Origin of the sequence: Microbacterium protaetiae (assembly GCF_004135285.1) — a bacterium.
GTDB lineage: Bacteria > Actinomycetota > Actinomycetes > Actinomycetales > Microbacteriaceae > Microbacterium > Microbacterium protaetiae.
On sequence record NZ_CP035494.1, the window covers coordinates 3,026,507 to 3,053,087 of the forward strand.

Below are 26,581 nucleotides of genomic sequence, written 5' to 3' on the forward strand. Positions count from 1 at the left end.
TCGGCACCGACGGCGCCGCGCAGTGGCACATGCTCGACGGCCTCGGCTACGACAGTGTCGACGCGCTCGTGAAGGCCGCCGTGCCGGCATCCATCCACTCCACACCCCGTTCGACCAGCGACATCCCCGAGCCTGCGACCGAGGCCGAAGCCCTCGCCGAACTGCGTGCGCTGGCGGGGCAGAACCGGCCCGCGCGCGCCATGATCGGGCTCGGCTACTACGACACCTTCACGCCGTCGGTGATAGCGCGCAACGTGCTCGAGAATCCGTCGTGGTACACCGCGTACACGCCCTACCAGCCCGAGATCTCGCAGGGGCGGCTGGAGGCGCTGATCACCTTCCAGACGATGGTCACCGATCTGACCGGCCTCGCCACCGCGAACGCGTCGATGCTCGACGAGTCGACGGCGGTGGCCGAGGGGATGCTGCTGGCCCGGCGTGCCTCGAAGGCCAAGACCGATGTCTTCGTCGTCGACGCCGATGCGCTGCCGCAGACCAAGGCCGTGCTGCGCTCGCGCGCCGCCGCCGTCGGCGTGCACCTGGTCGAGCTCGCTCTCGCCGATGGCGCCGAACTGCCCGACGAACTGTTCGGGGTCTTCGTGCAATATCCGGGCGCTTCGGGGCGCGTGTGGGACCCGTCGGCGGTCATCGACGCCGCGCATCTGGCCGGAGGACTGGCCGTTGTCGCCGCCGATCTGCTCGCTCTCACGCTGCTGCGCCCGCCCGGGTCGCTCGGCGCCGACGTGGCGGTGGGCACCACGCAGCGGTTCGGGGTGCCGATGGGCTTCGGCGGGCCGCACGCCGGCTACATGGCTGTGCGGCAGGGGCTCGAACGCCAGCTGCCGGGTCGCCTGGTGGGCGTTTCGCAGGACGCGGACGGGCACCCCGCCTACCGGCTTGCGCTGCAGACGCGCGAGCAGCACATCCGGCGCGAGAAGGCGACCAGCAACATCTGCACCGCACAGGTGCTGCTGGCTGTGATGGCCGCGATGTACGCGGTCTACCACGGCCCCGAGGGGCTGCGCGCGATCGCCTCGGCGGTGTCGCGGAAGACCGAGGCGCTTGCGCAGCGGCTGCGCGACTACGGCCAGAACGTGCACCACGACGCCTTTTTCGACACGCTGCGGGTCACCGTGCCCGGCACTGCGCGTACCGTGATCGAGCGGGCGCGCTCGAAGGGATACCAGCTGTTCTGGGCCGACGAGGCCACGGTGGGAATCTCGGTCGACGAGACCACGACCGCCGCCGACCTGGCCGCCGTCGCCTGGGCGTTCGGTGCACCCGAGGCCGATGAGCACGGCGAGCGCGAGCTTTTCTGGGACGGGTTCGAGCCGCTGGCGAAGATGGATGCCGCGCTGAAGCGCGACGACGACTACCTGACGCATCCCGTCTTCCACACGCATCGCTCCGAGACAGCCATGATGCGGTATCTCAAGCAGCTCGCCGACCGCGACTATGCGCTGGACCGTGGCATGATCCCGCTGGGCTCGTGCACCATGAAGCTCAACGCCGCCACCGAGATGGCCGCCATCAGCTGGCCTGAGTTCGCCGACGTGCACCCGTTCGCGCCCGAAGCGGACGTGCGCGGATACCTCGCCATGATCGAGCAGCTCGAGATCTGGCTGGCCGAGGTCACCGGGTACGACAGCGTGTCGCTGCAGCCCAACGCCGGTTCGCAGGGCGAACTGGCGGGGCTGCTGGCGATCCGCGGCTACCACGACGCGAACGGCGACACCGGGCGCCGGGTGTGCCTCATTCCGTCGTCGGCGCACGGCACGAATGCGGCATCCGCGGTTCTGGCGGGGTTCTCGGTGGTGGTCGTCGCCTGCGACGATGAAGGCAACGTCGACCTCGGCGATCTGCGCGCGAAGATCGCTGCGCACTCGGCGGAGTTGGCCGCGCTCATGATCACCTATCCGTCGACGCACGGCGTGTACGAGCAGGACGTGGTCGCCATCGCCCAGGCAGTGCACGACGCGGGCGGGCAGGTGTATGTCGACGGGGCGAACCTCAACGCGCTGCTGGGCTTCGCGCGGTTCGGTGACCTGGGTGGCGATGTGTCGCACCTCAACCTGCACAAGACGTTCGCTATCCCGCACGGAGGCGGGGGACCGGGGGTCGGACCGGTGGGTGCCAAGGCGCACCTGGCACCGTTCTTGCCGTCGCATCCGCTCGCGCAGCGCGCAGACCACGCCGGAGGCGTGCGGTTCGAGGGCGGGCCGGTGTCGGCGGCGCCCTACGGCTCGGCCGGAATCCTGCCGATTTCGTGGGCGTACGTGCGCATGATGGGTGCGTCGGGCCTGGCCGAGGCGACCGGGGCTGCCGTGCTGGCTGCGAACCACCTCGCCGCGCGACTGCGTGAGCACTTTCCGGTGCTGTACACGGGCGAGTCAGGGCTGGTGGCGCACGAGTGCATCCTCGATCTGCGGCCGCTGCGCGAGCAGACCGGCATCACCGTGGACGATGTCGCCAAGCGCCTCATCGACTACGGATTCCACGCCCCGACGATGTCGTTCCCCGTGGCAGGCACGCTCATGGTCGAGCCGACCGAGTCGGAAGACCTCGACGAGCTCGAGCGGTTCATCGAAGCCATGATTGCGATCAAGGCCGAGGCCGTGGCAGTCGCTGCCGGGGAGTGGCCGGCCGACGACAATCCGCTCGTGAACGCGCCGCACACCGCGGAGTCGGTGGTTGCGGGGGAGTGGACGCACCCGTACTCGCGCGAGACGGCCGTGTACCCGGTCGCCTCGCTGGTGCGGAGCAAGTATTGGCCGCCGGTGCGCCGCATCGACCAGGCCTGGGGCGACCGGCACCTGGTCTGTGCCTGCCCGCCGGTGGAGGCGTTCGCGTAGCGCCCGCGCGCGTCGCCTCGGCGCAGAAGACTCGCCTTGGCGCGGGGCGGAGGTTGGCGAGACTTGCCCTGGCGCGCGAGACTCGCCGCAATGCGCTGTGTTTCGCGCGCTGGAGTGAGTCTCGCCGGGGTTGTGCCTGCGGGGTCGCGCGAGACTCGCCTTGGCGCGTGAGACTCGCCGCAACGCGCGGTGTTTCGCGCGCTGGTGTGAGTCTCGCCGAGGTCGTGCCTGCGGGGTTGGCGAGACTTGCCTTGGCGCGTGAGACTCACCGCAACGCGCGGTGTTTCGCGCGCTGGAGTGAGTCTCGCCGGGGTTGTGCCGGCGGGGTCGCGCGAGACTCGCCTTGGCGCGTGAGACTGACCTTGGCGCGGGGCGGAGCTGGCGAGACTCACCTTGGCGCGCGAGACTCGCCGCAATGCGCTGTGTTTCGCGCGCTGGAGTGAGTCTCGCCGGGGTCGTGCCGGCGGGGTCGCGCGAGACTCGCCTTGGCGCGGGGCGGGGGTTGGCGAGACTTGCCTTGGCGCGCGAGACTCACCGCAACGCGCTGTGTTTCGCGCGCTGGTGTGAGTCTCGCCGGCACCGGCTGGGAGCCCGCGCCAGGATTCGCTCGCGCACACCGCACTCGGCGCTGGGCTCTCAGCGAGCGGCCCTTCCGCCCTCGTCGGCGAGACGGTCGCGTTCGACCTGTAGCCTCTGGCCCGGAGGGAACGACCGCGGATGCGTGAGAAGCGTCGCGAGCATGGCATGCTGCACGGGCCGAACCTGCGGCACACCGGCCAGTGCCAGACGATCACGCAAGGGCGCGCCGCGCATGGCCACCGACCACCCCCAGCGCGTCATCCCGCCTTCATGGCGCCGTAGGCGATCCTCGCGTTCCTTTTCCTGAAGAAGTTGCCGCTTCGCCTTCTTCGGGTCGCTGTCGCTGTACTTCTTCTCGCCATCGCATTCGCCGATCAGTCGCAGCCGCCGCCAGTAGAAGTCGACGCGGTCCTCGCATCCCTCGTAGTGGAACACGACCTGCAACTCGGGAATCTCGAGTCCCCACCACAGGATGACCGCGCGACTGACAGTCTCGGCCGGTGACTCGCTCGCCGGGTCGGCGTTGTCCAGCACCCATTTCAGCCGCTGCGTCCCTCGTGGGCTGCGCAGTTCTTGCGCGCGTTCGCGCAGCGTGTCCCGCTCGATTCCGAATGCCGATCCCAGGGCGGTGTCCACGCAGCTGAGCCCGAAGGCGGGCGGCAGCATCCGTGCGAGGTCCAGCACGGTATCGGTGATGTCGACCACCTGCAGATGGTCCGCGCGCGCGAGAGCGCGGTCGACCTTGCCGGTGTGCACGAGCACATCGCCGATTCGCTGGGACCCGCGCCGATCCGGATCGAAGACGTGGATGTCGCGTGGCTCGCCGAAGACCGGCAGACCGCATAAGACCGCGGCGGATTCCAAGCAGAAGATCGCATCGGGATGCCTGAGCGCGTACGCGTGCACCCGGGCCAAGTAGCGCTCCCAGGGCTTGAGGTCGCGCCAGGCCGCAGACGGCGCGTAGACGCCGTGACGCACCCGGTGATAGGCGGGGTCGTCGCGCAACCTTCGGCCCGTCGGCCCCTCGTCGGCGACCCGGTACAGTTCGATCGGAGCGGGCAGGAGCTGCAGCGTCGTCTCGAGAGTCGGGCAGATATTTCCATGCACGACACGATGCCCGATCGCGGTGGCCTTCGGCATGGCTGATGTGCGATCTGTGGATAACGCGTTCGGCCAGCGTGCGGGTCCCGGTCGTCTGCCCGCGGCCTGCGATGCGCGCGAGACATACGTCAGCGCGTGAGACTCACCGCGTTGCGTGGTGTTTCGCGCGGCAGGGTACGTTTCGCCGCGATGCGGAGCGCCGCGATGCGGAGCGCCACGATGCGGAGCGCCGCGATGCGGGGCGCGCGCTGCCGCGGCGCCGGCGGGGGCGGGATGCCGCGCCGCGCGCGTCAGCTCGCGGTGGGCGACGGCGACGGTGCCGGCGCGGGCGCGAACACGCCGGGCCACCACGCTGCGGCCAGCGGGTAGCCCACGAAAGAGACCACGTCCAGAATTGTGTGCGCCACCACGAGCGGCATGACGCGCCCCCACCGCTTGTAGCACCAGCCGAACACGACGCCCATCACGAAGTTGCCGAAGATCGGTCCGACGCCCTGGTACGCGTGGTACGAGCCGCGGATCGCCGCCGAGACCAGGATGATCCGCCAGTCGCCCCACCCGATCTGCCGCAGCCGGGTGAAAAGGTAGCCGATCATGATGACCTCCTCCTGCAGCGCCGCACGCACGGCAGACAGCACGAGAAGGGGGATGGTCCACCAGGAAGGGTCGAGAGGGGATGCCGAAACCTGCACGGTGATCCCGATGACGCGCCCGATCGCATACAGGCCCAGGCCCGGCACGCCGATCACCAGGGCAATCAGCGCACCCGAGCCGAGGTCGCGGCCGGGCCGGCGCACATCGAGCCCGATTCGGCGGAACGCGCTGCAGCCCGGATCCCACAGCAGATAGACGACCAGGCCGACCAACGCCAGCGAGAAGCCGATGTCGAGCAGCTGGTAGAGGATGTCCCAGAACGCCTCGGCGGCCTGCGATGGGTTCAACGCCGTCGACTGATCGCCCAAGGGGGTGCTCGCCAGAAACCGGCGCACGAGCAGAATCAGCGAGTACACCGCCGACTGACCCAGTGTGCACGCCAGCACCAGGCCGATCTCCCACCACAGGCGGGTGCGAGACGGGGTCGGGATCGCCTGTGAGTCGGACACTCCACAGATTGTCACATGTGAGACGTTCAGGGTAAAAGGTGTGTAACGGTTTTGGCCGATATTTGGAGCAGAGCCATCAGTATGCCTATGGTAAACGTCATCACCGCGACGTTGCGGTGCGCATCGCTGCGCACCATGAGTACGCGGTCATCATCCCTTTCACAGGAGGACACGTGAAGCGCAGCAAGATCGCCCTCGCGTCTCTCACGCTGCTGACTGCGGGCGTCATCGCCCTCAGCGGTTGCGCGGGCGGCGGCGGAACCACGGGCGACAACGGCAAGACGAACGGCGGGGGCAACGCCTCGGCGATCATCACGGTCAACGGCAATGAGCCCGAGAACCCGCTGATCCCCACCAACACCAACGAGGTCGGCGGTGGCAAGATCCTCGACTCCGTCTTCGCAGGTCTGGCCTACTACGACGGCGACGGCAAGCTCGTCAACGACATGGCCGAGTCGATCACGGTCGACGACCCGTCGAACCTGACGATCAAGCTCAAGAAGGGCAACAAGTTCACCAACGACGAAGAGGTGACCGCCGACAGCTTCATCAACGCATGGCAGTACGGCGCGAAGTTCTCGAACAAGCAGCTGAACTCGTCGTGGTTCGCTGACATCGAAGGTTTCGACCCGGCCAAGGACTCGGAGCTGACCGGTCTGAAGAAGGTCGACGACTACACCTTCACGGTGAAGTTGAACTCGCCGGTGGCAGCCGACTGGTCGCAGCGCCTGGGCTACTCGGCCTACTACCCGCTGCCTTCGGTTGCATTCGACGACATGAAGTCGTTCGGCGAGCACCCGATCGGAAACGGCCCGTACAAGCTGGCCAGCGACTCGGCCTGGCAGCACGACATCCAGATCGACCTCGTGAAGAACGACGGCTACACCGGCGGACGCCAGGTGAAGAACGGTGGCATCACGATCAAGTTCTACGCCTCGCAGGACTCGGCCTACGCCGACCTGCAGGGCGGCAATCTCGACGTGCTCGACGCGATTCCGCCGTCGGCGTTCGCGACGTTCGAGAGTGACCTGGGCGACCGCGCGGTCAACCAGCCGGCCGCGATCTTCCAGTCGTTCTCGATCCCGGGCGACGCCGCGCACTTCACCGGCCAGGAGGGTGAGCTGCGCAGGCAGGCCATCTCGCTGGCGATCAACCGCGAGCAGATCACGAAGACGATCTTCAACGACACCCGCACCCCTGCCAGCGACTTCACCTCGCCGGTCATCAACGGGTGGTCGGACTCGCTCGCCGGTGCTGATGTGCTTAAGTACAACGCCGACGAGGCCAAGAAGCTGTGGGCCGAGGCCGACGCCATCTCCAAGTGGAGTGGCAGCTTCCAGATCGCGTACAACGCCGACGGCGGCCACAAGGAGTGGGTCGACGCCGTGTCGAACTCGATCAAGAACACGCTGGGCATCGACGCGTCGGGTAAGTCGTACGTCGACTTCGCCACGCTGCGCGCCGATGTGAACGCCCGCAAGATCAAGACGGCGTTCCGCACCGGTTGGCAGGCCGACTACCCCGGCATGTACAACTTCCTGCAGCCGCTGTACTCGACCGGTGCCAGCTCGAACGACACCGACTACTCGAACAAGCAGTTCGACGCGCTGCTGGCATCGGGTGCGTCGGCAGCCGATCAGGACACGGCGATCGCGGACTACCAGAAGGCGCAGGAGATCCTCCTCAAGGACCTCCCGGCGATCCCGCTGTGGTACTCCAACGTCACCGGTGGCTTCGGCAAGGGCGTGAACAACGTCACCTTCGGCTGGAACTCCGTGCCGCTGTACTACGAGATCACCAAGGGCTGACCGCCCGAGGGATCCGACCCGCGAGGCGGTGACGATCACGTCACCGCCTCGCGGCGTGCCATCCAGCTCTCGCACTCGCGCGTTTTTCGCGGGAGGATGTCGGCAGTGCACAACGCTGCACGGCAGCCTCTGCGATGCGGTGAGAGGCATCCCTGTACCCGAAGGGAGGGCGCATGTTCGCATATATCGTCAGACGCGTCCTGCAGCTGATTCCGGTGTTCATCGGCGCCACGCTGCTCATCTACTTCCTGGTGTTCGCCATGCCCGGCGACCCGATCGCCGCGCTGTTCGGCGACAAACAGCCCACCCCTGAGCTGCTCGAGCAGCTGCGCGCGCAGTATCACCTCGATCAGCCGTTCCTCGTGCAGTACTGGTTCTACCTGTCGGGCATCTTCCGCGGAGACATGGGAACGACGTTCTCGGGCCAGTCGGTCAACGACGTGCTCGCCCGCACACTGCCGGTCACGGCGCGACTGGCGGTCATGTCCATCGCCATCGAGTTCGTGCTGTCGATCATCATCGGCACGATCTCGGCGCTGCGCAAGGGCAAGCTGTTCGACCACGGTGCGCTCATGGCGGGGCTCGTCTTCCTGTCGGTCCCCGTCTTCGTTCTCGGCTTCGTTGCCCAGTACTTCCTGGCCATCAAGCTCGGCTGGTTCAACGCGACCGTCGGCGCCGACAACGGCTGGAACGGGCTGTGGCTGCCGGCTCTCGTGCTCGGGGTGAGTCTTTTCGCCACCAGCATGCGGCTCATGCGCGGCTCGGTGATCGACACGATGAATCAGGACTGGGTGCGCACCGCGTACTCGAAGGGCCTGTCGCGCAATCGCGTTCTTCCCATCCACGTGCTGCGCAACTCGCTCATCCCGGTGATCACGAACTCGGCGACGAACTTCGGTGTTCTTCTGGTGGGTGCCACCGTCACCGAGGCGGTTTTCAACATCCCCGGCGTCGGCAACACCCTCTACCACGCGACGCTGCAGCATGAAGGGCCGACGATCGTCTCGTTCGTCACCGTGTTCGTCATCCTGTACGTGCTGGTGAACCTGCTCGTGGACTTGCTCTACGGGCTGCTCGACCCGAGGATCCGCTATGTCAAGTGACAGCCTGCCGACGCACTACGTCGCCCCGGTCGAGACCACCACGGTCTCGGTCGACGCGGTCAAGGTGGCGGCCAAGCCCACCAGCCTGTGGTCGGACGCCTGGCGCGACATCCGCAAACGTCCCACCTTCTGGATCTCGATCGCGATCATCGTGATAGTGCTGCTGATGTCGTTCGTGCCGACGCTTTTCACCCACATCGACCCCAAGCAGTGCTCGCTGGACTTCTCGAACGCGGGCCCCGCACGCGGGCATCCACTGGGGTACACCTTCCAGGGATGCGACATCTACGCGCGCATCGTGTGGGGTACCCGGGTCTCGGTGTCGGTGGGCCTTCTGGCCACGATCATCGGATCGGTCATCGGCCTGATCATGGGCGCCTTCGCCGGATACTACGGCGGATGGCTCGACTCGGTGCTCTCCCGCGTCGGCGACATCTTCTTCTCGATCCCCTACATCCTGGCCGCCGTGGTGGTCATGACGGTGTTCGCGCAGTACCGCAACGTGCTGACCCTGGCCGTGGCCATCGGCGGATTCGCGTGGGCGTCCACGGCGCGAGTTGTACGGGCAGAGGTGCTCAGAGTGCGGCAAGCCGACTTCGTGACGGCATCCCGGGCCCTGGGCAAGTCGAATTTCGGCACGATGCTCTCGCACGTCATCCCGAATGCGATAGCACCGCTGCTGGTGGTCGCGACCCTGAGCCTGGCGGCGGCCATCGTCGCCGAGGCGACGCTGGCCTTCCTGGGTGTGGGCCTGGGTGACACGATCTCCTGGGGCACCGAGATCAGCAGTGCGCAGTCGCAGATCCGCGTCGCACCGATGTCGCTGATCTATCCCTCGATCTTCTTGACCGTCACGGTGTTGGCGTTCGTCATGCTGGGTGAGCTCATCCGAGACGCCCTCGACCCGAGAGCGAGGGCCCAGCGATGAGTGACAGCCTCGAGACTCCGCTGCTGAGCATCCGCGACCTGAAGGTGGCCTTCCGCCATCAGAAGACGGTCAACGAAGTGCTCCACGGCATCGACCTCGACCTGTATGCCGGCGAGACCCTCGCCATCGTCGGCGAGTCGGGCTCGGGCAAGTCGACGACGGCCGCGGCCATCGTCGACCTGCTTCCCGGCACCGGGCGGGTCACCGCCGGCAGCATCCTGCTGGACGGACGCGAGCTGACCTCGCTGAGCCGCTCGCAGATGGAGCGGGTGCGCGGCCGCGAGATCGGCTTCGTGCCGCAGGATCCGATGTCGAACCTGAACCCGGTCTGGTCGATCGGCTTCCAGGTGAAAGAGGCCATTCGCGCCAACGGCATCGCCCACGGCCGACGCGCCGTGACCGCCCGCGCCATCGAGGTGCTCAAGCAGGCCGGCCTGGCCGATGCCGAGCGGCGTCTGCATCAGTACCCGCACCAGTTCTCCGGCGGAATGCGCCAGCGGGCCCTTATCAGCATCGGCCTGGCCGCCGACCCGAAGCTGCTGATCGCCGATGAGCCCACGAGTGCACTGGACGTCACGGTGCAGCGCGTGATCCTCGACCACATGGCCAGCCTCACCCGCGAGAAGGGCACCTCGGTGCTGCTGATCACGCACGACCTCGGCCTGGCCGCCGAGCGGGCCGAGAAGATAGTGGTCATGCAGCACGGCCGCATCGTCGAGGCGGGACCGAGCCGCGAGATTCTGGAGAACCCGCTGCACCCCTACACGCAGAAGCTCGTGGCGGCGGCGCCGAGTATCGCGTCGCAGCGGATCCAGGCCACCGCCGAGCGGCGGGGGATCGAACACGAATCCGATCAGAATGTCGTGCCTGCCGTGCGGGTGCGCGATCTGACCAAGGATTACAAGATCCGCACCGGGGGATTCGGCTCGGTGCCGTTCAGAGCCGTGGATGCTGTCAGCTTCGACATTCCGAAGGGAAAGACGCTCGCACTTGTCGGCGAGTCGGGCTCGGGTAAGTCGACGGTCGCGAAGATGATCCTGAAGATCGAGGACGCCACCTCGGGGCTGATCGAGATCGACGGCAAGAACTCGGCCGGTCTGTCCGGCCGCGAGCTGCTCGATCTGCGCCGGCGCATGCAGCCGGTGTTCCAGGACCCCTATGGCTCGCTCGACCCACTGCGCAACATCGGCAACACCATCGCCGAGCCGCTGCACATCCACGACGTCGGCGACAAGCCCTCACGCCGCGAACGCGTCATCGAGCTGCTCGATCAGGTCTCGCTGCCGCAGGAGCTGGCCAGCCGGTATCCCAACGAGCTGTCTGGCGGCCAGCGGCAGCGCGTGGCCATCGCCCGCGCACTCGCGCTCAAGCCCGACATCCTGGTGCTCGACGAGGCCGTCTCGGCGTTGGACGTGCTGGTGCAGGATCAGATCCTGAATCTGCTCGCCGACCTGCAGAACGAACTCGACCTCACCTACCTGTTCATCACACACGACCTGGCCGTGGTGCGCGTGGTCGCCGACAACGTGTGCGTCATGGAAAAGGGGCGCGTGGTCGAGCACGGCACAGTGGACGAGATCTTCGCGAACCCCGCAGAGGACTACACGCAGAGACTTCTCGATGCGATCCCGGGTGCGAGAATCCCGCTGGGCGGTGGTCACAACTGAAGAGCCAACAGACTCCGGGCCGCAGAGTGTTCCGGCCCGGCTCGGCCCTGCCGATCTTCGGGATCAGCGCCCTGGTCGTCGTGTTCCTCCTCGGCGATGCTCTCGTTCGCGGGGGTCTCGGTGAGACGTTGCTGCTGGCGCCCTGGCCGCTGCTGGCCCTGTGGGGAGTGTATGTGTCCGCCTTCGCGTCATCGCTCGAGGTCGATGAGCAGGGGGCGACCGTGCAGAACCTGCTGCGGGTGATCCGGGTGCCGTGGGAGCGCGTGCGGGCCCTGGAATGGCGCTGGCAGGTGGTCTTCGATCTCGACGACGATTCACTGGTGCGGGCGCTGGGCGGTCCGCTCGAGTCGCGCAGCGTGCGCCGCTCAGCCCGAGCCGAAGGCACCCCCGAGCACATCCGTGCGCAGTATGAGTACGCGCAGCGGCTGTACGAGGCTGCAGCTGCCCCCTCCGGCGCGCCGGTGCGGCACGGTTGGGACGTGCCGGCGCTGGTGGCTCTGGCGGTGTTGATGGCATGGGCGGTCATCGCCATCGTCGTCGCGGGGCCTGCGGCATGATGAAGGACCTGGATGCCGGTGGTGCAGTCGTCTTGCGCGCGACCTCTTCGCTCGTCGCGTTCATCGCCCTCGCCGGGGCCGGTGCGCTGTTCGTGGGCGATGCCCTGTTGCGTGGCCGGTGGGAGCTGGGTCTGCGGGTGGCAGGAGTGTTCCTTTTCGTGCTCTGGGCCGCGTGGGTGTTCCTGGTGCGGATGAGCATCCGGTTCGATCGCGCCGGTGTCAGCGCGCGCAACCTGCTTCGTGTGATCGACGTGCCCTGGGGGCGGATAGTGTCCATCGAGCGGCACGCGCAGCTGAGGCTGGTCCTCGATGACGGTGGTGCGGTGGAATGCTGGGGCAGTCCGTTCGCGCCCCGGGCAGGACGACATCGTGGCGCCGAGGTCAGCGACACGGCGCTAGAGCTGCTGCGCACCGCGTGGCAGTCCTCATCCGCGACCGGGGGAGACGTACGTCGGGGATGGGATCTTCCCGCGATCATCGCGGGTGCGATTCTTCTGCTGGGCGCGACTGCGGCCCTCGTGTTTTGACACCCGGTGTCACACCAAACCAACATTCGGATAAAGAATTGATGACAAGACAGGAAGAGACCGGGATGTCGATTAGAGTGGACGCCGGCCCCATACGGGTCTGCGCCGAGATGGCTTCGGCATCGACATCGTCGTCGATCACGAGTCGGCGCTCGACGAGCAAGGAAATGTTCACAGACGTGACCACCGAAAACACCGCGATCGGTGCGCCCCAAGCGCCCCGCACGCGGTCATACAAGATCGCCACCCGCAGGTGGTGCGCATGACCATCTACATCATCCGGCGGATCTTCAACTATCTGATCCTGACGGCAGTGGCAGCCTCTCTGGCGTATGTCCTGGCCAGCATCGGACTGAACCCCGTGTGGGAGCTGGAGAGCCGGCATCCTCGTCCGCCGCAGTCGTCGATCGACCACCTCTTGGACACCTGGGGAGTCAACCCACAGGTTCCGCTCATCGAGCGTGTGTGGACGTGGTTCACGAACATCTTCCACGGCGACCTTGGCCTGACCGTCGGAAATCAGCCGGTCACCCAGCAGCTCATCGTGCGCGCCGGGGTGAGTCTGCAGCTGCTGTTGATCGGCTCCATCCTGGGCGCGGTGCTCGGCGTGATCCTGGGCGTGTGGGGTGCGGTGCGCCAGTACAAGCTCAGTGACCAGACGGTGACGATCCTGTCGTACATCGTCTTCGCCACGCCGACGTTCGTCATGGGCATCCTGTTCATGATCGTGGCGACCGATCTGAACAACCTTCTGGGCGTGCAGCTCATCACCTTCAGCGGGCAATACTCCGCCAATGCGCCTGACGGCTTCTGGCCACAATTCGGCGACCGAATATCGCACGCATTCCTGCCGACCCTCGTGCTGATGATCGTCGGGGCTGCGTCGTACAGCCGGTACCAGCGCAACGCCATGCTCGACGTGCTGGGCGCGGATTACATCCGCACCGCGCGGTCGAAGGGGCGCACCCGCGGGTCGGCGCTCGTGCGGCACGGCGTACGCATTGCGCTGATTCCGATGTCGACGTTCTTCGCGTACAGCTTCGGCACGCTGGTGGCGGGCTCCGCGATGCTCGAGATCGTCTTCAGCTGGCACGGCATGGGTGAGCTCGCCATCCAGTCGATCCAGCAGAACGACATCAATGCCGTGGCCGGTTCCACGCTTTTCGTCGCAATTCTGATCCTGTGCTCCTCGACGCTGTCAGAGATCTTGTATGCGGCGCTCGACCCGAGAGTGAGGCGCTGAGATGGCCATGCCCGAAGCAGACCTGCTCGCCCAGTCCGACACCGTGGTGAGCGATCCCGAAGAGGTCAGTCTTGTGCTGGCCGCCAAGCCGGCCTCGCGCGGGCGCGTCATCTGGCGCCGCCTGCAGCACACACCGCGCTTCTGGATCGGCGCCGTCGTTCTCGTCCTGTTCGTTTTGTGGGCGGTGTTCGGCCAGCTGCTCACGCAGTGGTCGCCCACCGATCAAGACGTCGATAACATGAACTATCCGCCGACGATCCTGCACTGGTTCGGCACCGACATCCTGGGCCACGACCTGTTCTCGCAGATCGTCTCGGGCCTGCAGAAATCGCTCATCATCGGCTTCATCGCCGGGCCTGCCTCGACCCTCATCGCCGGCGTCCTCGGTGCCACCGCCGGGTATCTGGGCGGCTGGGGCGAGAAGACGATCGCCTGGGTCATCGACCTGCTGCTGGTGCTGCCGGCGTTCTTCATCCTGATCCTGCTGTACCCGTTCACCAAGGGCAGCTGGGTCGTGATGATGATCTTCCTGGCGGTGACCGGGTGGATGATCATGGCGCAGGTGATCCGAAACCAGACACGGTCGCTGCGCGAGCGTGAATTCGTCAAGGCCGCCCGCTACATGGGCTTCGGCACCTGGTCGGTGGTGCGCCGGCACATCATCCCGAACGTGGCGTCGCTGCTGATCATCGACGCCACGCTGGGGATCGCGGCCATGATCCTGGCCGAGACAAGCCTGAGCTTCTTCGGCTTCGGGGTGCAGCCGCCCGCTGTTTCGCTGGGCACGCTGCTGGCCGATGGCCAATCGGCGGCGACCACGCGACCCTGGCTCTTCCTCTTTCCGGCCGGCACGCTGATTCTGCTGCTGCTGGCCATCAGCCTCGTCGGTGACGCCCTGCGCGACGCCATCGACCCCACCTCGGGGGTGAACCGTGCCTGAGACACTCGCACAGCCGCAACCCGCGGCCACACCCCGCCGGGGAGCGCCGCTGCTGGAGGTGCGCAACCTCTCGGTGACCTTCCCGCAGCGCTCGGGCGATGTGCGCGCGGTGCGTGACATCAGCTACACGATCGACGAGGGCGAGTTCCTCGGCATCGTCGGTGAGTCGGGATCGGGCAAGTCGGTCTCGTCGCTGGCGATCATGGGGCTGCTGCCCGACACCGCGGTGGTCGAGGGCGAGATCCTCTACAACGGCAAGCAGCTGTTGACGATGAACGACCGTGCGCTCAGCCGCATCCGCGGCAGTGAGATAGCGATGGTCTTCCAAGATCCGCTCTCGGCGTTGACTCCGGTCTACACCGTCGGCGATCAGATCTCCGAAGCGCTGCGGCTGCACGACCGTGCGCTGAGCAAGCAGGCGGCCGCCTCTCGCGCGGTCGAGCTGTTGAAGATCGTCGGCATACCCGACCCCACGCGGCGTGCACAGGCCTTCCCCCACGAATACTCCGGTGGGATGCGCCAGCGCGCCATGATCGCGATGGCGATCGCCAACGATCCGCGCCTGATCATCGCCGACGAGCCCACCACGGCCCTCGACGTGACGATTCAGGCGCAGATCCTCGAGGTGCTGCAGGAGGCCAAGCGGATCACCGGGGCCGCGGTCTCGCTGATCACGCACGACCTCGGAGTGGTCGCCGGTCAGGCCGACCGTGTCGCGGTGATGTACGCGGGCAAGCTCGTCGAGTCGGGCACAGTCGATCAGGTCTTCACCGAGCCCACCATGCCGTACACGATCGGGCTGCTGCGCTCGGTGCCGAACATCCGCACAGCGGGCACCAGCCGGCTCGTGCAGTTGGAGGGGCGCCCGCCCTCGCTGGCGAACCTGCCGCGGGGATGCCCGTTCGCCGCGCGCTGCCCAGCTGCGATCGACATCTGCCGTACCGAGGAGCCCGCCCTCGTGGCGCACGGGGGCCCCGACGGCCACGTGTCGGCGTGCCACCGGGCCGGTGAGATCCTCTCGGGTGAGCTGACCCGACCCGACATCTTCCCGCGGCCCGAGGCGCTGGTGGCCCGCGAGGTGCCCGCCGATGCGCCTCCGGTGCTGGTGGTCGACGACCTCAAGAAGCACTTCCCGCTCATGAAGGGCGGGGTCTTCCGCCGCCAAGTGGGTACCGTCCGCGCCGTCGACGGTGTCTCGTTCTCGCTGAAGCCGGGACGCACGCTGGCGATCGTGGGCGAATCGGGGTGCGGCAAGACGACGACCATCCTCGAGCTCATGGAGCTGGTCAAGCCCCAGTCAGGCTCGATCGAGATCGTGGGCAAGGATGTCGCCAAGCTGACGGCGCACGCCCGCCGCCAGCTGCGCAGCGAGATCCAGATCGTCTTCCAAGACCCTGCGGCCGCTGTCGACCCGCGCCTGCCGATCGCCGATGTGGTCGGCGAGCCGCTGCTGGCACAGGGCGTCTCGCGCGAGAAGCGCAACGAGCGGGTCAGGGAGCTGCTCGATCTGGTGGGACTTGACCCGTCGATGCTCGACCGCTACCCGCACGAGTTCTCGGGCGGTCAGCGCCAGCGCATCGGCATCGCGCGGGGACTGGCGACCGACCCGAAGGTGCTCGTGCTCGACGAGCCGGTCTCGGCACTGGATGTCTCGATCCAGGCGGGAGTCATCAACCTGCTGCAGGATCTGCGCGACCAGCTCGGCCTTTCGCTGATCTTCGTGGCCCACGACCTGGCCGTTGTGCGCCAGATTGCCGACGACGTCGCGGTCATGTACCTCGGCAAGATCGTGGAGTACGGCCACATCGCCCAGGTCTTCGACACACCGAAGCATCCCTACACGCAGGCACTGATGTCAGCGGCTCCGATTCCCGACCCGGCGATCGAGCGCGCCCGAGAGCGCGTGCTGTTGCAGGGCGACCTGCCCAGCCCGGCGGAGCGGATCGACGGATGCCGCTTCCGCACGCGCTGCCCGCTGTATCGGATTCTCGGCGATGCCGAGCGCGCGCTCTGCGATGCGAGCGATCCCGAACTCGTCGACCACGACGGCGACCTTGTCGCCTGCCATCACGTGGATCGGAACACATTGGTCGTCGGTTGACGGCCGTTTCGACTCCCGCCCCCAACGGCGGGACATTCAGAAGAAGAGGAAGCACATGAACCGCAGAACCACAGCTCTTGCGGCTGTCGCTGTGCTCAGCGTCGCCGGTCTTGCACTGGCCGGCTGCGCACAGCCCAACGCCAAGCCCACCAACGGAGCAGGTGAGACCGAAGCCCCGCAGCTGCCGCTCGTCGGCTGGACCGATGTTCCCGCGTCGAACCTGGAGCAGGGGGGCACGCTGAGCCTGGCCGTCCTGTCCAGCGGCACCGATGAGGGAAACTGGAACATCGCCACCTCGCTCGGTGCGAACGTCGAGGTCGTCAACATGCAGGCGCCCATCATGGGCACCCCCTACAAGGCGACCAAGGACGGCGCCGTCGAGCCCGACCCCAACTACGCCACCTCGATCGAGCTGACCAGCGACGACCCGCAGACGGTCGACGTCAAGCTCAACGACAAGGCGGTGTGGGAAGACGGCACCCCGCTGACCGCGAACGACTACGAGGCGACGTTCGCCGCGCTGAGCGGCAAGAACGACAAGTTCGACATCGCCTCGTCGGCCGGCTTCGACAAGGTCGCGAGCTTCGACGTCAAGAGCGATTACGAGTTCTCGTTCACGTTCTCGTCGCCCTACGCCGACTGGCAGGCACTGCTCACCCAGCCGGCCGTTCCCGCTGACATCGCGAAGGACCCCGCGAAGTGGGGCGGCTACACGACCAAGCCGCTGCCCTCGAGCGGACCGTACGTGATGTCGAAGATCGACAACAACGCCAAGGTCTACACCGAGACGCCGAACCCGAAGTGGTGGGGTGACGCGCCCAAGCTCGACAAGATCACCTGGACGGTCATCGACCAGGGTTCGCAGGCGCAGGCCTTCGCCAACAACGAGATCAATGCCGTTGACAACGTTCAGGACGTCGACACCTACACGGCAGCGCTGAAGAAGTCGGGCGCGAAGGCGCTCAACTCCGGTGGCCTGACCTACTCGCAGGTGACCTTCAACGGTCTGCAGGCGCCGCTGGATGACGCCAACGTGCGCAAGGCCGTCGCCCAGGCGATCGACCGTGAGCTCATCTCGAAGACGGCGAACTCGCCGCTGGGTGTTGAGGCGACCACCAACGGCAACTGGATCTACATGCCGGGCCAGAAGGGCTACACCGACACCGTCGGCGAGAAGCTGCCCTACGACCTTGACGCGGCCAAGAAGCTGCTCACCGACGCCGGCTGGGCCAACGCCGACGGCAAGTGGACCAAGGATGGCACCGAGCTCAAGCTCTCGGTCATCGTGCCGCAGGGGACAAAGTCGAACGAGCTGCGTGCTCAGCAGATCCAGTCCTCGCTGAAGAAGATCGACATCGACGTGACCCTCGACGAGGTTCCGAGCGCCGACTACTTCACCAACATCCAGAACGGCAAGTACGAGATGGCCACGTTCAGCTGGCAGGGCACGCTGTTCCCGGTCTCCTCGACCGAGTCGCTGTTCTACCCGGCCCAGAAGCCGGGTGGAAACGGCCAGAACTTCGCGTTCGTGTCGGATGACCGTCTGGGTGACCTGTGGACGCAGGCCAACGCTGAGCTCGACCCGGAGAAGCGCCTGAAGATCACGCAGCAGATCAACGAGGTCATCGCGGACTACATGCCGATGTTGCCGTTTTACCCGTCGCCGAACATCTCCATCGTCGACTCGAACCTGGCCAACTACGGTCCGAGTACCTTCATGGGCTGGGCCTCTGACTGGACCAAGGTCGGCTTCACAAAGTAAGGCCACATAGCCAACCGAACTGAAGGTGGGGTGATCTCAGTAAACCGAGACCACCCCACCTTCAGTTGTGAATCGATAGTCAGGTGATGCATGGGAAGGGCGTGATGGTCTGCCCATAGGCGTTCACACATGCAACGTTGGTCGTTGGCACTTGATTAGCGCTGCCAACTACAACTCCCGCAACCGCGAAGGCAAACAATATCGCGATAACCGCAGTCAGGCTACGCTTTGAAAGACGGTACTCCATCGGACTCTCCTTTCTCTTCAACGGCGTTGCTCCCACACTGTAGTGGGGGCACGATGCTTTTACAACGGGCGCATCGCCCATCGGCTGGGAACGAGTTGTGGGGAGGTCGAGCCGTCAGGAGCGGGGTGAGTTCGATCGTCGAGGGATGCATTCGTAGAGGTTCATCCTCCAATTGCCGCTCCCATCGTGTTTGGCGGCTCGTTGTGCCAGAGCCCCTGCTGGCATGCGAACTGAAGGCATCCTGAACGGGGCGCCCGCTCCACACCGATAGAATCGATGTGGGGCGGGCGCCTTTCTGCGTTCTCCGCCGCGTCGCGAACCTGCTGCAAGACAGGGCCCCCGCATCCCTCTTCTTCCCACCGAAAGGTGCTTCGGCCATGTCCCTTGCCCACCGCACAGACCTGCGCAACGTCGCTATCGTCGCTCATGTCGACCACGGAAAGACCACTCTTGTCGACGCCATGCTGCGTCAGACCGGCTCGTTCGGCGACCACGCGCACGTCGAAGAGCGCGCCATGGACTCCAATGACCTCGAGCGCGAGAAGGGCATCACGATCCTCGCGAAGAACACGGCGATCACCTATAACGGGGTGCACACCGATGTTCCGGTGACCATCAACGTCATCGACACGCCCGGCCACGCCGATTTCGGCGGTGAGGTCGAGCGCGGCCTGTCGATGGTCGACGGCGTCGTGCTGCTGGTGGATGCCTCAGAGGGGCCGCTGCCGCAGACGCGCTTCGTGCTGCGCAAGGCGCTGGAGGCCAAGCTCCCCGTCATCCTGCTGGTGAACAAGACCGACCGCCCCGATGCCCGCATCGCCGAGGTCGAAGAGGAGAGCCACGACCTGCTGCTGGGGCTGGCCTCAGACCTCGCCGACGACGTTCCCGACCTCGATGTCGATGCCCTCCTCGACGTGCCTGTCGTGTATGCGTCCGGGCGGGCGGGCGCGGCATCCCGCACCCGCCCCGCCAACGGCGAGCTTCCCGACAACGACGACCTCGAGCCGCTGTTCGAGGCGATCCTCGAGCACGTGCCGGCACCCAGCTACGACGACGAGGCGCCGCTGCAGGCGTGGGTGACGAACCTCGACTCGTCGCCGTTCCTGGGCCGGTTGGCGCTGCTGCGCGTGTTCAACGGCACGCTGCGCAAGGGGCAGACGGTCGCCTGGGTGCGTCACGACGGCTCGCACACCAACGCGCGCATCACCGAGCTGCTCAAGACCCGCGCGCTCGACCGGTATCCGGCCGAGGAGGCCGGCCCCGGCGACATCGTCGCGATCGCCGGTTTCGAAGACATCACCATCGGTGAGACCATCGCCGATCCCGACGACGTGCGGCCGCTGCCGGCCATCCACGTCGACGAGCCGGCGATCTCGATGACGATCGGCACCAACACCTCGCCGCTGGCCGGCAAGGTCAAGGGCCACAAGCTCACCGCCCGCATGGTCAAGGACCGCCTCGATCGCGAGCTGATCGGCAACGTCTCGCTCAAGGTCGTCGACATCGGCCGCCCCGACGCCTGGGAGGTGCAGGGGCGCGGTGAGCTGGCCCTGGCGATCCTCGTCGAGAACATGCGCCGCGAGGGCTTCGAGCTGACCGTCGGCAAGCCGCAGGTGGTCACGCGTCGCAACGAGCGGGGCACGCTGCAGGAGCCGTTCGAACAGCTCACGATCGATGCCCCCGAAGAGTACCTGGGTGCCATCACGCAGCTGCTGGCGGCGCGCAAGGGGCGCATGGAGAACATGACCAACCACGGCACCGGCTGGGTGCGCATGGAGTTCATGGTCCCGTCGCGCGGACTCATCGGCTTCCGCACCGAGTTCCTCACCACCACCCGCGGCACCGGGATCGCCAACGCCATCTCGCACGGGTACGACGATTGGGCCGGGCACATCGTGACCCGCCAGAACGGGTCGATCGTCGCCGACCGCTCGGGTGTGGTGACGCCGTTCGCTATCATCGCCCTGCAGGAGCGCATGTCGTTCTTCGTGCAGCCCACGCAGGAGGTGTACGAGGGCATGGTCATCGGCGAGAACTCGCGCAACGACGACATGGACGTGAACATCACCAAAGAGAAGAAGCTCACCAACATGCGCTCGTCGACCGCCGACACCTTCGAGTCGATGACGCCGCCGCGCATCCTGTCGCTGGAAGAGAGCCTTGAGTTCGCCCGCGACGACGAATGCGTCGAGGTCACCCCCGAGACCGTGCGCATCCGCAAGGTCGTGCTCGACCAGCACGACCGCGCCCGCGCCACCGCCCGCCTGAAGCGCCAGGACGCCTCGGCCTGATCCACCCGGCAAAGATCCACCCGGCAAATTCGATATGGAATTTGCCAGACCACACCAGTTTTCTGGAAATTTGATGTGGTCTGGGCAATTCCATATCGAATTGCCGGGGCAGGGCGCCGGTAGGCTCTTCGGGTGAGTGAGGGGACCGATGCCGCGGCCCGCCGCCGCGCGGTGCGTGACGGGCTGGGTGTGGCCCTGGCCACGAGCGCGTACGGCATCTCGTTCGGCGCGCTGGCGACGGCATCCGGTCTCGATGTGTGGCAGACGTGCGTGCTGAGCCTGGTGATGTTCACCGGTGGCTCGCAGTTCGCCTTCATCGGGGTGATCGGCAGCGGGGGACTGGCCGCGATCCCCGCGGCGATAGCCTCCTCTGCCCTGCTGGGTGTGCGCAACATCGCCTACGGCATGCGCATGGCGCCGCTGCTGGGTGGGGGATTCTGGCGCCGCGCCGCCGCAGCGCACTTCACCATCGACGAGTCCACGGCCGTCGCCCTGGGCCAGACCCGCACCCACGCGCAGCGGTGGGGTTTCTGGGTGACCGGGCTCGGCATCTACATCGGCTGGAACCTCACCACCCTGGCCGGAGCTCTCTTGGGCAACGTGCTCGGCGATCCGAAGACCTACGGATTGGATGCCGCGGCCGCGGCCGCCTTCCTGGCTCTGCTGTGGCCGCGGCTGCGGCGCCGGCAGGCGATAGCGGTGGGGATCGCGGCCGCGGTGATCGCAGCCATGCTCACGCCGGCGCTCATGCCCGGCATCCCGGTTCTCGCAGCCGCCGTGGTCGCCATCGTCGTGGGCTGGTTCAACTGGCTCGCCCGCGACGAGGTACCGTCTGCCGAGCCCGACGATGTCGCCGAACGGGAGGGCCTGCCGTGACGTTGTGGAATGCCGTGCTGGTGGCGGCCATCATCTGCGTGGCGTTGAAGACGCTGGGCTATCTCGTCCCGGCACGCGTGATGCAGGCCCCGCGCCCGGCGCGCACCGCCGACCTCCTCACCGTGGCGCTGCTGGCGGCGCTTGTGGCAGTGCAGACGCTCGGTGCCGGGCAGACCATCGTCGTCGATGCCCGCGTCCCCGCCGTCGCCGTCGCTGCCGTCCTGCTCCTGCTGCGTGCGCCGTTCCTCGTGGTCGTGGTGGCGGCGGCCGTGGTCGCCGCACTGTTGCGGCTGTGGGGATGGGCGGCCTGAGGCGCCCGTTGTGCGACACGTGTCGCGGCGTGTCACAGAATATGCGGCATCCGGGCCGTGATTCTGCCTAGTTCTGTGACACGCATGGCGGCGTGTCACAGAACGGGTGGGTGAGGGGCCGGCAGGCCGCCATTTGTGTGACACGCCCGCGGGTGGGCGCCGGTCGGTTGCGCCCTCGGGTGGGGTGTGACCGGATGGCTCACACCCATCCCGCCGCGTGTCACAGAACGGGCGACATCCGGGCTGGAATTCTGCCCTGTTCTGTGACATACCCCGCGGCGTGTCACAGAACGGCCGGGTGAGGGGGCCGGCAGGCCGCCATTTGTGTGACACGCCCGCGGGTGGGGTGGGGGCGTTTCGGGGTGTCACAGAACGGCCGGGTGAGGGGGCCGGCTGGCCGCCTTTTGTGTGACACGCCTCCGGGTGGGGTGGGTACGGATGGCTCATACTCATCCCTCGGCGTGTCACAGTACAGCCGGGTGAAGGGGCCAGCAGGCCGCCATGTGTGTGACAGACAAACCTCCGAGCGGGGCGGCCGCCGCGCGTCACAGAAAGGGCGACGTAGACTGACGCGGTGAAGAACACGCTGTTGCGAGTGCTGGTCTGGGTGATCGCCCTGGCGATCGGCGCCGTCTACGGCACAGCCGGCACCATCGCGCACGCGTACCGGCTCGGTGTGTTTCCGGTCGGGGTCATTCTCGCACTGCTGGGCATCGGCGCGATGTTCGTCGCCATGCGCGGGATGACCGGCGATCGCTGGACGACGCTGGCCGGAGGCGTGGGAGCCCTCGCGGCGACCGTGATGTTCTCGGGCACCGGCCCCGGCGGATCGGTCGTCGTGCCGGCCGTGGAAGAGGGTGCTGTCAACCTCGGATTGGTCTGGGGCATCGGGATGGCCTTCCTCGCGACGGTCGTGGTCGCCTGGCCGGATCTGTCGAGGACGACCGTCGACGCAGACAACTAGACTGGCCCCGTGACGTATGTGATCGCCCTGCCCTGTGTGGATGTGAAGGACCGCGCCTGTGTCGACGAGTGTCCGGTCGATTGCATCTACGAAGGCGATCGATCCTTGTACATCCACCCCGACGAATGCGTCGACTGCGGCGCCTGCGAGCCGGTCTGCCCCGTCGAGGCGATCTACTACGAAGACGACCTGCCCGAAGAGTGGGCCGACTACTACAAGGCCAACGTCGAGTTCTTCGACGACCTCGGGTCGCCGGGAGGGGCAGCGAAGGTCGGCGTGATCCATAAGGACCACCCCATCGTGGCCGCCCTGCCTCCGCAGAACGGCTGATCGTGGGCGTCGCCGACCTCGCCGACTACCCCTGGGACGCCGTCGCACCATATGCGGCGCGCGCTCGCGCGCATGCCGGCGGCATCGTCGATCTCTCCATCGGCTCGCCGGTGGATGCCACGCCCGACGTGGTCCGCCACGCGCTGGCGGCAGCCACCGATGCGCACGCCTACCCGCAGACGGTCGGAACGCCCGCGCTGCGCGAGGCCATCGCCGACTGGTTCGCCCGTCGACGCGGCGTACCGGGGCTGACCCCCGCACAGATCTTGCCGACCGTCGGCTCGAAGGAACTCGTCGCCCTGCTGCCGTTGCTGCTCGGGCTCGGCCCCGGCGATGTCGTGGTGCACCCGCGTGCCGCCTACCCGACCTACGAGGTGGGGGCGCGCCTGGTGGGTGCGACCCCGTTCGCCTCGGATGACCCGGCCGATTGGCCCGCGGCCACCCGGCTGGTCTGGCTGAACAGCCCCGGCAATCCCGACGGGCGGGTCCGCGGCATCCCCTCGCTGCAGGCGGCGGTCGCGCGCGCCCGCGCGCTGGGCGCCGTCATCGCCGGTGACGAGTGCTACGCAGAGCTCGGCTGGGAGGCTCCCTGGAACACCGAGCCGATCCCGTCCATCCTCGACGCGCGAGTGACCGATGGCGACCCGACGGGTGTACTGGCGGTGTACTCGCTGAGCAAGCAATCCAATCTCGCCGGGTACCGCGCCGCTTTTCTCGCCGGCGATGAACGGCTGGTCGCGCGTCTGCTGACCGCGCGCAAGCACCTGGGCCTGATGTTGCCTCACCCCGTGCAGCACGCGATGGTGGCAGCTCTGGGCGACGACGAGCACGTGGCCGTCCAGAAGGAGCGCTACCGCCGTCGCCGCGACATCCTTGTTCCCGCCGTGAAAGCCGCCGGCTTCCGCATCGAAGGGAGCGAGGCAGGCCTGTATCTGTGGGCGACGGAGGGGAAGGATGCCTGGGACAGCCTTGATCGGCTGGCAGGCCTCGGAATCCTCGCAGGGCCTGGCCACTTCTACGGCCCGCACTTTCCACGGCACATCCGGCTGTCGCTGACCGCCCCCGACGAGCGCATCGAGGCCGCCGCGCAGCGACTGCGCGGCGCCGACTGACTTCGTAGCTTTCCGCTAGTCAGACCCGCTGCCCTTTGGCGGATGTCTCAGTGTGCCCAGGGGCGGACTAGGCTGTATGGGACCCCGGATGCCACGAATCACAAGGAGGCCTCGTGTCCGACGCGGGAGCACAGGCGGACGTCGCCACCCTCACCATCGCAGGCCGAACCGCCGAGTTCCCCGTTCTTCGGGGCATCGACGGCAACCCGAGCATCGACGTCTCGACCCTGACCCGGCAGACGGGGCACACCGCCCTGGATTACGGCTTCGTCAACACCTCGGCGACCAAGTCCGCGGTGACCTACATCGATGGCGAGCAGGGGATTCTGCGGTACCGCGGGTACCCGATCGACCAGCTCGCAAAGAACAGTTCATACCTCGAGGTCGCCTGGCTGCTGCTGTACGGCGAACTGCCCACCGCGTCTGAGCTGGCCGACTTCGACGACCGCATCCGGCGGCACACCCTGCTGCACGAAGACCTCAAGCACTTCTTCTCGGCGCTGCCGCACACCGCTCACCCGATGTCGGTGCTCTCATCGGCGGTCTCGGCGCTGTCGACCTACTATGAGGGCCAGACCGACCCGCACAACCCCGAGCATGTCGAGCTGAACACCGTGCGCATGCTCGCGAAGCTGCCCGTGATAGCGGCATACGCGCACAAGAAGAGCGTCGGTCAGGCGTTCCTCTACCCCGACAACTCACTGAGCTTCGTCGACAACTTCCTCAAGCTCAACTTCGGTGTGCACAGCGAGCCGTACGAAGTGAACCCGGTGATGTCCAAGGCGCTCGAGCTGCTGCTGATCCTGCACGAAGACCACGAGCAGAACGCGTCGACCTCGACGGTGCGTCTGGTCGGTTCGACCGGAGCGAATCAGTTCGCGTCGATCTCGGCCGGCATCCAGGCGCTGTCGGGCCCGCTGCACGGCGGCGCGAACGAGGCTGTCTTGACGATGCTGGCCCGCATCCGCGACTCGGGTGAGAGCGTGCAGCGCTTCGTCGAGCGCGTCAAGAACAAAGAAGACGGCGTCAAGCTCATGGGCTTCGGCCACCGGGTCTACAAGAACTACGACCCGCGCGCCAAGCTCGTCAAAGAGTCGGCCGACGAGGTGCTGCGCGAACTCGGCGTCAAGGATCCGCTGCTGGATCTCGCCAAGGAGCTTGAGGAGATCGCCCTGGCCGACGACTACTTCGTGGAGCGCAAGCTCTATCCGAACGTCGACTTCTACACCGGCGTCATCTACAAGGCCATGGGCTTTCCGACCCGCATGTTCACGGTGCTGTTCGCGATCGGGCGCCTGCCCGGGTGGCTTGCGCAGTGGCGCGAGGCCGTCAACGACCCGCAGACGAAGATCGGGCGCCCCCAGCAGCTGTACGTCGGCTCTCCCGAGCGCAGCTACCCCGGCATCGGCTGATGTCGCGGCTTCTGGTCCGGCGCCCCTCACCGCGACTGGCCGACGGTGAGCTGACCCACCTCGAGCGGGTGCCCGCCGACGCCGCGCTGGCGCTTGCGCAGTGGGAAGGGTACGTCGACGCCTTCCGCACCCGCGGCTGGGAGATCGTTCCGCTTCCCGCGGCCGACGATCACCCCGATGGAGTGTTCGTCGAAGACGTCGTGGTCATCTTCTCCGATCTCGCGGTCATCACCCGGCCCGGGGCCGACTCGCGCCGCGGCGAGATCGAGACGGCACAAGGGGTGGTGGAGGCATCCGGAATCGAAACCGCTGCCATCCAGGCGCCCGGCACCCTCGAGGGCGGCGACGTGCTCAAAGTGGGTCGTACCGTCTACGTCGGGCGCTCATCACGCACGAACGACGAAGGCATCGCCCAGTTGCGCACGCTGCTGACGCCGCGTGGATGGGATGTCGTTGCGGTGCCGATCACGAAGGTGTTGCATCTGAAGACCGGCGTGACGGCGCTGCCCGACGGCACCGTCATCGGATACGAGCCTTTGGTCGACGACGTGTCGGTGTATCCCGAGTTTCTCGGGATTGCCGAGCCGGAAGGCAGCGCGGTCGTGGTGCTCGATGAGCACAGCGTCCTCATCTCTGCGGCGGCGCCGCGTACCGCCGATCTGCTGCGCGATCGGGGACTGGATGTCGTTGCGGTGCCGATCAGCGAGTTCGAGAAGCTCGAGGGCTGCGTCACGTGCCTGTCGGTGCGGGTGCGCGACTGATTCAGC

Annotated in this window: 21 protein-coding genes; 19 read left to right on the forward strand and 2 right to left on the reverse strand. The window is 66.9% G+C overall.

All coding sequences use genetic code 11. The features are described from left to right. Positions 1 to 29 precede the first annotated feature (29 nt). Positions 30 to 2,852 (forward strand): aminomethyl-transferring glycine dehydrogenase, encoded by a 2,823-nt coding sequence (gene gcvP, locus ET475_RS14025; protein WP_242497859.1) that lies wholly within the window; start codon positions 30 to 32, stop codon positions 2,850 to 2,852. Positions 2,853 to 3,488: 636 nt separating this feature from the next. Here the strand turns inward: gcvP and ET475_RS14030 are convergent. Together ET475_RS14030 and ET475_RS14035 are read right to left on the reverse strand one after the other, a co-directional pair. Then, positions 3,489 to 4,571, reverse strand: coding sequence for a hypothetical protein (locus ET475_RS14030; RefSeq protein WP_129391548.1), 1,083 nt, complete (start codon positions 4,569 to 4,571; stop codon positions 3,489 to 3,491). A gap of 251 nt (positions 4,572 to 4,822) precedes the next feature. Then, positions 4,823 to 5,635, reverse strand: a complete 813-nt coding sequence (locus ET475_RS14035) for a CPBP family intramembrane glutamic endopeptidase (RefSeq protein ID WP_422879917.1) — start codon at positions 5,633 to 5,635, stop codon at positions 4,823 to 4,825. 173 nt (positions 5,636 to 5,808) lie between these two features. Between ET475_RS14035 and ET475_RS14040 the strand changes: the two genes are divergently transcribed. The 18 genes from ET475_RS14040 (at position 5,809) to ddaH (ending at position 26,575) form a co-directional block, all read left to right on the forward strand. After that, positions 5,809 to 7,443, forward strand: coding sequence for a peptide ABC transporter substrate-binding protein (locus ET475_RS14040; RefSeq protein ID WP_129391551.1), 1,635 nt, complete (start codon positions 5,809 to 5,811; stop codon positions 7,441 to 7,443). Between the two features lie 173 nt (positions 7,444 to 7,616). Then, positions 7,617 to 8,546 carry an ABC transporter permease gene (locus ET475_RS14045; protein WP_129391554.1) on the forward strand — a complete coding sequence of 310 codons (930 nt, stop codon included), beginning with the start codon at positions 7,617 to 7,619 and terminating at the stop codon, positions 8,544 to 8,546. Further along, the gene (locus ET475_RS14050) at positions 8,536 to 9,474 is read left to right on the forward strand and encodes an ABC transporter permease (protein ID WP_129391557.1); all 939 of its coding nucleotides are present in this window, start codon (positions 8,536 to 8,538) and stop codon (positions 9,472 to 9,474) included. Before ET475_RS14045 ends, ET475_RS14050 begins: the two co-directional genes overlap by 11 nt. Then, a complete protein-coding gene (locus tag ET475_RS14055) occupies positions 9,471 to 11,141 on the forward strand; it encodes a dipeptide ABC transporter ATP-binding protein (protein WP_129391560.1) in 1,671 nt (556 codons plus the stop codon). Before ET475_RS14050 ends, ET475_RS14055 begins: the two co-directional genes overlap by 4 nt. A 26-nt stretch (positions 11,142 to 11,167) precedes the next feature. Next, a complete protein-coding gene (locus tag ET475_RS14060) occupies positions 11,168 to 11,698 on the forward strand; it encodes a PH domain-containing protein (RefSeq protein WP_129391563.1) in 531 nt (176 codons plus the stop codon). Then, positions 11,695 to 12,225 carry a hypothetical protein gene (locus ET475_RS14065; RefSeq protein ID WP_129391566.1) on the forward strand — a complete coding sequence of 177 codons (531 nt, stop codon included), beginning with the start codon at positions 11,695 to 11,697 and terminating at the stop codon, positions 12,223 to 12,225. The genes ET475_RS14060 and ET475_RS14065 overlap by 4 nt, the downstream gene beginning before the upstream one ends. A gap of 262 nt (positions 12,226 to 12,487) precedes the next feature. Then, positions 12,488 to 13,468, forward strand: a complete 981-nt coding sequence (locus ET475_RS14070) for an ABC transporter permease (protein WP_129391569.1) — start codon at positions 12,488 to 12,490, stop codon at positions 13,466 to 13,468. A 7-nt stretch (positions 13,469 to 13,475) separates the two neighbouring features. Next, positions 13,476 to 14,408 carry an ABC transporter permease gene (locus ET475_RS14075; RefSeq protein ID WP_129393996.1) on the forward strand — a complete coding sequence of 311 codons (933 nt, stop codon included), beginning with the start codon at positions 13,476 to 13,478 and terminating at the stop codon, positions 14,406 to 14,408. After that, positions 14,401 to 16,509 (forward strand): ABC transporter ATP-binding protein, encoded by a 2,109-nt coding sequence (locus ET475_RS14080; RefSeq protein WP_129391572.1) that lies wholly within the window; start codon positions 14,401 to 14,403, stop codon positions 16,507 to 16,509. Before ET475_RS14075 ends, ET475_RS14080 begins: the two co-directional genes overlap by 8 nt. 55 nt (positions 16,510 to 16,564) lie before the next feature. After that, the gene (locus ET475_RS14085; protein WP_165310944.1) at positions 16,565 to 18,271 is read left to right on the forward strand and encodes an ABC transporter family substrate-binding protein; all 1,707 of its coding nucleotides are present in this window, start codon (positions 16,565 to 16,567) and stop codon (positions 18,269 to 18,271) included. A gap of 624 nt (positions 18,272 to 18,895) precedes the next feature. Continuing rightward, positions 18,896 to 20,809, forward strand: a complete 1,914-nt coding sequence (typA, locus tag ET475_RS14090; protein WP_129391578.1) for a translational GTPase TypA — start codon at positions 18,896 to 18,898, stop codon at positions 20,807 to 20,809. Positions 20,810 to 20,941: 132 nt separating this feature from the next. Then, positions 20,942 to 21,685 (forward strand): AzlC family ABC transporter permease, encoded by a 744-nt coding sequence (locus tag ET475_RS14095; protein WP_129391582.1) that lies wholly within the window; start codon positions 20,942 to 20,944, stop codon positions 21,683 to 21,685. Then, on the forward strand, positions 21,682 to 21,996 hold the full coding sequence (locus tag ET475_RS14100; RefSeq protein ID WP_129391585.1) for an AzlD domain-containing protein: 315 nt from the start codon (positions 21,682 to 21,684) through the stop codon (positions 21,994 to 21,996). The genes ET475_RS14095 and ET475_RS14100 overlap by 4 nt, the downstream gene beginning before the upstream one ends. Before the next feature lie 574 nt (positions 21,997 to 22,570). Then, on the forward strand, positions 22,571 to 22,960 hold the full coding sequence (locus tag ET475_RS14105; RefSeq protein WP_129391588.1) for a DUF6113 family protein: 390 nt from the start codon (positions 22,571 to 22,573) through the stop codon (positions 22,958 to 22,960). A 9-nt stretch (positions 22,961 to 22,969) separates the two neighbouring features. Further along, positions 22,970 to 23,290, forward strand: coding sequence for a ferredoxin (gene fdxA, locus ET475_RS14110; protein WP_129391591.1), 321 nt, complete (start codon positions 22,970 to 22,972; stop codon positions 23,288 to 23,290). A 2-nt stretch (positions 23,291 to 23,292) separates the two neighbouring features. After that, positions 23,293 to 24,402: a succinyldiaminopimelate transaminase gene (dapC, locus tag ET475_RS14115; protein ID WP_129391594.1), complete on the forward strand. Its 1,110-nt coding sequence runs from the start codon at positions 23,293 to 23,295 to the stop codon at positions 24,400 to 24,402. Between the two features lie 113 nt (positions 24,403 to 24,515). Beyond that, positions 24,516 to 25,814, forward strand: a complete 1,299-nt coding sequence (locus ET475_RS14120) for a citrate synthase (RefSeq protein ID WP_129391597.1) — start codon at positions 24,516 to 24,518, stop codon at positions 25,812 to 25,814. Continuing rightward, positions 25,814 to 26,575: a dimethylargininase gene (gene ddaH, locus ET475_RS14125; protein ID WP_129391600.1), complete on the forward strand. Its 762-nt coding sequence runs from the start codon at positions 25,814 to 25,816 to the stop codon at positions 26,573 to 26,575. Before ET475_RS14120 ends, ddaH begins: the two co-directional genes overlap by 1 nt. Positions 26,576 to 26,581: the final 6 nt, after the last annotated feature.

What these genes read in the sequence shown, in the direction of transcription:
- gcvP (WP_242497859.1), top strand. Translation starts at nt 30, where the DNA reads ATGCTCGACGGCCTCGGCTACGACAGTGTCGACGCGCTCGTGAAGGCC.
- ET475_RS14030 (WP_129391548.1), bottom strand. Translation starts at nt 4,571, where the DNA reads ATGCCGAAGGCCACCGCGATCGGGCATCGTGTCGTGCATGGAAATATC.
- ET475_RS14045 (WP_129391554.1), top strand. Translation starts at nt 7,617, where the DNA reads ATGTTCGCATATATCGTCAGACGCGTCCTGCAGCTGATTCCGGTGTTC.
- ET475_RS14050 (WP_129391557.1), top strand. Translation starts at nt 8,536, where the DNA reads ATGTCAAGTGACAGCCTGCCGACGCACTACGTCGCCCCGGTCGAGACC.
- ET475_RS14055 (WP_129391560.1), top strand. Translation starts at nt 9,471, where the DNA reads ATGAGTGACAGCCTCGAGACTCCGCTGCTGAGCATCCGCGACCTGAAG.
- ET475_RS14065 (WP_129391566.1), top strand. Translation starts at nt 11,695, where the DNA reads ATGATGAAGGACCTGGATGCCGGTGGTGCAGTCGTCTTGCGCGCGACC.
- ET475_RS14070 (WP_129391569.1), top strand. Translation starts at nt 12,488, where the DNA reads ATGACCATCTACATCATCCGGCGGATCTTCAACTATCTGATCCTGACG.
- ET475_RS14075 (WP_129393996.1), top strand. Translation starts at nt 13,476, where the DNA reads ATGCCCGAAGCAGACCTGCTCGCCCAGTCCGACACCGTGGTGAGCGAT.
- ET475_RS14085 (WP_165310944.1), top strand. Translation starts at nt 16,565, where the DNA reads ATGAACCGCAGAACCACAGCTCTTGCGGCTGTCGCTGTGCTCAGCGTC.
- typA (WP_129391578.1), top strand. Translation starts at nt 18,896, where the DNA reads ATGTCCCTTGCCCACCGCACAGACCTGCGCAACGTCGCTATCGTCGCT.
- ddaH (WP_129391600.1), top strand. Translation starts at nt 25,814, where the DNA reads ATGTCGCGGCTTCTGGTCCGGCGCCCCTCACCGCGACTGGCCGACGGT.